The 6,004-nt window shown below is 52.6% G+C and carries 6 protein-coding genes; 4 read left to right on the top strand and 2 right to left on the bottom strand.

Annotated features, from left to right (window positions below; translation table 11 throughout):
- The 3 genes from AWJ19_RS06745 to AWJ19_RS06735 all read left to right on the top strand — a co-directional run.
- A partial coding sequence (locus AWJ19_RS06745) for an adenosylcobinamide-GDP ribazoletransferase (protein WP_198536481.1) occupies positions 1-150 on the top strand: 150 nt, incomplete at its 5' end.
- 95 nt (positions 151-245) lie between these two features.
- A complete protein-coding gene (locus tag AWJ19_RS06740; protein WP_068722335.1) occupies positions 246-1,859 on the top strand; it encodes a cobyric acid synthase in 1,614 nt (537 codons plus the stop codon).
- Positions 1,860-1,861: 2 nt separating this feature from the next.
- A complete protein-coding gene (locus tag AWJ19_RS06735; RefSeq protein ID WP_068722333.1) occupies positions 1,862-2,188 on the top strand; it encodes a YnfA family protein in 327 nt (108 codons plus the stop codon).
- Here AWJ19_RS06735 and AWJ19_RS06730 read toward each other — a convergent pair.
- Entirely contained in the window at positions 2,163-4,013 is a 1,851-nt protein-coding gene (locus tag AWJ19_RS06730; protein ID WP_082707734.1) for a methyl-accepting chemotaxis protein, read from the bottom strand. The two genes, AWJ19_RS06735 and AWJ19_RS06730, sit on opposite strands and share 26 nt — an antisense overlap.
- Before the next feature lie 390 nt (positions 4,014-4,403).
- Between AWJ19_RS06730 and AWJ19_RS06725 the strand changes: the two genes are divergently transcribed.
- The gene (locus AWJ19_RS06725; RefSeq protein ID WP_068722331.1) at positions 4,404-5,126 is read left to right on the top strand and encodes a queuosine precursor transporter; all 723 of its coding nucleotides are present in this window, start codon (positions 4,404-4,406) and stop codon (positions 5,124-5,126) included.
- A gap of 93 nt (positions 5,127-5,219) precedes the next feature.
- Here AWJ19_RS06725 and AWJ19_RS06720 read toward each other — a convergent pair.
- Positions 5,220-6,004: IS3 family transposase (locus tag AWJ19_RS06720; protein WP_068722329.1), on the bottom strand; the 785-nt coding region annotated here is incomplete at its 5' end.

The raw sequence follows: 6,004 nt of genomic DNA, 5'->3' as shown, positions 1-6,004 counted from the left end.
CTGGCCGCCATAGCCTGCGGCGGATACGCGGCGCGGCGGATCAGCAGCCGGCTCGGCGGGCTCACCGGCGACGTGTACGGCGCGCTGAACGAGCTGCTCGAAGCAGCATTGCTGCTGCTTCTTGTGCTGCTGCAGCACAATCTGCTGTAGCAGCTGCCGGGCAGACGAGCCGCACGCGTGAGCTGAAGCAGGCCTTGGCCTGCGGCTTTTACTCCGACTAGCAGGAAGAGAGCGAGGAACCATACATGGAGAAGCAAGCAGAGCAACAAGCGGGCAGATATGTACCACAGCGGCCGGCGGCTGTTCTGATGATACAGGGAACCGCTTCGGATGTCGGCAAAAGCCTCGTCACGGCGGCCATCGGCCGGATCATGACACAGGACGGATACCGTGTCGCCCCGTATAAATCGCAGAATATGGCGCTGAATTCATATGTTACCGAAGACGGCAGGGAAATCGGCCGCGCCCAGGGGATGCAGGCCGAAGCTTTTGGGATAACAGCCACCACGGATATGAATCCGATTCTCCTGAAGCCTTCCGGGGAGATGAGCGCCCAGATTGTGGTGCATGGTGTGCCGCATACGGCGCTCAGTGCCAGGGAGTACCGGGAGAAGTTTCTCCCGGAGGCGAAGGATACCGTGCTGTCTGCACTTGGCAGGCTGCGTGATACCTATGACGCCGTGCTGATGGAGGGTGCAGGCAGCCCGGCGGAGATTAATCTGAAGGCGCGGGACATCGTTAATATGAATCTCGCAGGCTGGGCAGATGCCCCGGTGCTGCTGGTTGCAGATATTGACCGGGGCGGCGTGTTTGCTTTCCTGGTAGGTACGCTGGAGCTGCTGGAGCCGCATGAACGGGCCCGAGTAAAGGGATTTATTATCAACAAATTCCGCGGTGACCTGTCACTGCTGCAGCCGGGGCTGGACTGGCTGGAGGAGCGTACAGGCATCCCGGTGCTTGGAGTGCTGCCCTTCCTGCCCCAGCTGCGGATTGAGGCGGAAGACTCCGTAGTTCTGGAAGTAGCTCCGGCACGGTCATCCGGCAGCGCCAAGGAACTGGATATTGCGGTTATCCGCTACCCGCGCATTTCGAATTTCACCGATTTCGATCCGCTGCAGGATGAGCCGGATACCTCAGTGCGTTATGTGAACTCCGCCGCAGAGCTCGGTACGCCGGATGTCATCATTTTACCGGGCACGAAGAATACAGCGGCAGATCTGGCATTTCTGAGGGATCAGGGATTCCCGGAAGCCATTGCACAGGCGCTCCGCCAAGGGACGCAGCAACTGGTCGGCATCTGCGGCGGCTATCAGATGCTGGGGCAGAAGCTGCTTGATCCGGATGCGGTGGAGAGCGCAGAGCCGGGAGAAAGCGACGGACTCGGTTATCTGCCGCTGTCGACGGTATTTTTGCAGCATAAAACCACTGTTCGGGTACATGGTGTTCTCGCCGCCGGCCATCCGCTGCGGTTAAGCGGAGCTGCTCCGGCAGAAGCCGCTGGTACCGCCATCGGCGGTTACGAAATTCATATGGGGACAACAGCAAATCTTGATTCTGCTGCGGTCCGCAGCCTGTTTAGACTGGCAAGGGAGGACGGACAGGAGCAGCCAGAAGGATGGGGGACGCCTGACGGCAGAATCTGGGGAACCTATCTGCACGGCCTGTTCCATAATGATGAGCTGCGCCGCCGCTGGCTGGACGGTATTCGCGAAGCCAAAGGATTAGCGCCGCTGGCCGTTACCTTCTCGGCGGCTGCCCTGCGTGAGCAGGAGTTCGACCGGCTGGCTTCATCTGTGCGGGAGAACCTGAATATGGAGGCTGTATATACAATAATGGGCCTGCCCGGAAAAGAGGGGTAGCCATGTTCATGGCCATACTGCTGTTTATAGTGGCCGGATTGGCCGAGATCGGCGGAGGGTATCTGGTCTGGCTCTGGCTGCGGGAGTCCCGTCCGCTCTGGTACGGGATAACAGGCGCAGTTATCCTGATTGCCTACGGCATCATCCCTACTATTCAGAAGTTCCCGTCCTTCGGCAGAGTGTACGCAGCATACGGCGGCGTGTTCATTGTGCTGGCAGTCCTGTGGGGCTGGCTGGTCGATAAAAAAACACCGGATATGTACGACTGGATCGGCGCCGCCATCTGTGTATTGGGGGTCTCAGTCATACTGTGGGCACCGAGAAGCTGATTATATTACTGTAAACAGCTGCCTGTTGAGCACTTATCATACCAATCAAAGTTTGCAAAGCTAACCGGCATTTGACAGAAAAAAAGGACCCTCTGGAAGCCTGCCGCCAAGCGGCGCTTCCAGAGGGTCCTTTATTATTAAATCTTAAACTGGGCGACAGCCGCTGGAGCTTGACAGCCTGCTCATGCAGATGCTCTACGGTCAGCGAATTGCTCTCCAGCTCCTGATGCTGCCGTGAGGAGTCTTCGGCAAGCGAATCAGCGATGGTCTGTGACACGGCCGTAATCTGTGCCGCCTCTTCAACAGAGGCACTGACCTCCTCGGTGCCGGCGGAGATTTCCTGGGTTGCGGCGGAGACGGACTGGATGCTGTGGCTGATGCTCTGGATCAGAATGAGCAGGTGATTGAAGGCGTCTCCGGCAGCAACAACCTTGCTGACCCCGGAGGATACCTCTGCGTTCACGTGGTTCATCTCCTCAACTGAACGGTTCATATCCTCCTGCAGGCTGAGCAGGAACTCACGGATCTGCTCATTGGATTGCTTCGACTGCTCGGACAGCTTGCGGACCTCTCCGGCGACAACGGCGAAGCCCCGACCATGCTCGCCGGCACGGGCCGCTTCAATCGAAGCGTTAAGTGACAGCATTTGAATCTGCTTCGTAATCTCGGTAATGCCCTGAACCACTTCGCCGATCATCTGGGAACGTTCACTCATGATACGGAACTGCTCAAGCGAGTGTACGGAGACCTGCTCTACCTGGCGCATTTGCTCAACGGCACTCCGTGCTGTTTCATTCCCGCCGGTCGCTTCCTGCGAAGCCTCGCTGATCTGCTCGGTTACTTCGCCGGCTGCGGCAGCGATATGCTGGATGCCGACATTGATTTCTTCCATCGCCTTGGAATTCTCGAAGGCGCTGGCCGCGATGGTTCCGCTGCCCTTGCTGATCTCAGTCACCGACTCGGCAGAACGTTCAGCCATTGTGTTCAGCACCTCGACACGTTTCTTCAGATCATTGGCATCGGCTACAACGGTATTGGAGGTTTCCAGTACCTGTCCGATCATATCCTTCAGCTTGTGACCCATGCTGCGGAAGCTTTCCGACAGCTGACTGACCTCATCGTTACCTTTGATAACCAGCTCCTGGGTGAAATCACCTTCTGCCAGCTTATTGCTGTATGCCGTGAGCTGGGTGAGCGGACGGGTAATCCGGCGGCTCATGAAGTAGGCGGCCGAGAGTCCGAAAATCAGCGAAGCCAGCGTGATGGCAACACTGGTCCAGACGATGCTGTCTATTTTATCCTGAACAAAACCTACATCATAGCTTACGCCAATCAGCATCGTGCTGCCGGGAACTCCGACATACGCTGTTCTATGTATACCGTTACTATCACTATATGTATCGCTGATTCCTTGTTTGCCTTTCGAGGCCTGAGTCATTACTGCATTTACGGCAAGACTATCACCCTGCTTCAGTTTGGAGTCTTGATCAGCAGCCAGCACAGTTGCCTTGCCTTCGGCGAGATTGATCAGGAAGATGCTCTCCACATCATGCTGTGCCCGTTTATCTTTAAAATAGAATTTCAGATTGCTTGCGGCCTGTTCACTCTTGTTAAGCGTCTGCTGGGCGTGTGTGGCGTTCATACCCTTGTATGAATCCTGGGCGGCAGCAGTCAGAAGCTTATTAATCTGCGGCATTACGTAGCTGTCAATGGTACTCATGGAGATAAAGTAGAAGCTGATACTGAGCACAAGCGACGTTAGCAACAATACCGCAAACAAAAGAAGTGTAAACTTGCGGCTGATCGAATTTTTAAAGCGTACCATTTCATTCTCTCCTTCGTGGTTAAGATGCATAGCATATCCCGCTGCAATGCCTCATAATGATAGCAGGCACAATATATTCCTTCGGTAGGGTCATATATGAGGATATCGGTTTCAGAAATGCAATTGATAACTATTCTATAGAATTAACCCCCGGTTGAATAGTGAAAAATACAACAATAACGCAGAATTTTCTGAAAAATTTAATAAAGTTTGAATGATAACTGTGATTTTTGAAAATATACAGAGAAATTGTTGAATTTGCTGGAAACAAAATTTCATGGCTTGTAAGCTTTTATTGTGGTAGAGTAGTAATGTTTTGTTCCGGCATAACATCATAACCGCGGTTCGTAACCATCCCGCGTAACCAAAACTAGGAGGCTTTACAGATACATGTTTAATTTGCTGTGGGGAATTTTGTTTGTTGTTGTCAATTTTGCCTTTTTTCTGATCTGCTACCGTCTATTCGGCAAAAAGGGCCTGTATGCCTGGGTTGGAGTAGCGACTGTTATTGCCAACATTCAAGTAGCCAAAACAATTGAGATGCCGCTGGGCATTGTCATGACGCTCGGCAATACGATGTATGTCACGCTGTATATGACCAGCGACCTGCTAAATGAGAAATACGGCAGAGCTGAAGCGCGTAACGCAGTCTGGTTCGGCTTTTTCACGCTGCTGATGACTACGGCGATTATGCAGATGGTGCTTGTCTTTGAGCCGCAGGAGACGGATATCGCCCAATCCTCGCTGGAGACGATCTTTGGCATGATGCCGCGCCTCGCGCTGGGCAGCCTGACCGCTTACTTCATCAGCCAGTTCCTGGATGTACGCCTCTATTCCTGGATCAGAAAGTACTACGGCAGCTCGCGTCAGCTGTGGATCCGCTCGAACGGCAGCACGATGATCAGCTCGTTTGTGGATACGTTGATTTTCTGCACCATTGCTTTTGCCGGACTCTATGATCTCAAGGTGTGGACGGAGATTCTGCTGACAACCTATCTGTCCAAATTCCTGCTGACCGGTGCAGGCACGCCTATCCTGTATATTGCCCGTTCCTTCAGCTTTGCTGAAGAGACCGGAAGCCGCAAGGATACCGGAGCCGGACTTGATGTATAAAAATTGCGTCCAACACATAGATAACACAAAAAAGCAGCAGCCCCCGGAAATGAAGTGACCCCTGTCAAGTAGACGGTAATTAAAAAGCAATATTTAAGCAGCCTGAGTTCGGTATTCATAAGGACTCAGGTTGTTTAATTTCGTTTGGAAACGTGCATGGTTGTAAAAGCGGATATATTGCTGCACAGCATGCCTCACCTGTTTTGCAGAGTGAAAGGAGTGGAGGTAGAAACACTCGGATTTAAAATGACCGAAGAAGTTCTCCATACAGGCATTGTCCCAGCAGTTCCCCTTTCTGGACATGCTTGCCTTTATCTCATATCGCTCCAGTAATTTACTGTATTGGCGGCTAGTGTATTGAAATCCTTGGTCGCTGTGCAAAAGAACACCTTTGGTGTCCCGCCGTTTTCTCGCCTTTTTGACTGTATCCAATACCAGCTTTAGATCATTCCGCGAGCTAATCTGGTACGCTACAATTTCATTGTTAAACAGATCTTTAATCGCAGACAAGTACAGCCTTTGTCCACCGAAGATAAGGTACGTAATATCCGTGACCCACTTTTGGTTCGGCTGCTCTGCTGTAAACTCTCTATTCAGGTGGTTGTCAGAGATCACGTAAGCCTCTTTCTTGCCATAGTAAGGTCTTTTCCTCCGAATAACTGCTCGAAGTCCCAGCTCGCCCATGAGTCGCTGTACACGCTTGTGATTCATGTGAATGGCGTAGGTACGCTTTAGCCATACCTTCACTCTGCGGTATCCATAAATGCCTTTAAGCTTCTCGTGGCATTCGACAATTTTAAGCTTCAACGCTTCGTCTTCGCGTTGCTTGGGTGAAACGAACGTTTGCCGGTTCAACCACTTGTAAAAACCACTTCTAG

This window comes from Paenibacillus sp. DMB5 (assembly GCF_001517085.1).
Taxonomy (GTDB): domain Bacteria; phylum Bacillota; class Bacilli; order Paenibacillales; family Paenibacillaceae; genus Paenibacillus_AQ.
The sequence above is the reverse complement of the archived record's forward strand: the minus strand, read 5'-3'. Positions and strand labels throughout refer to the sequence as shown.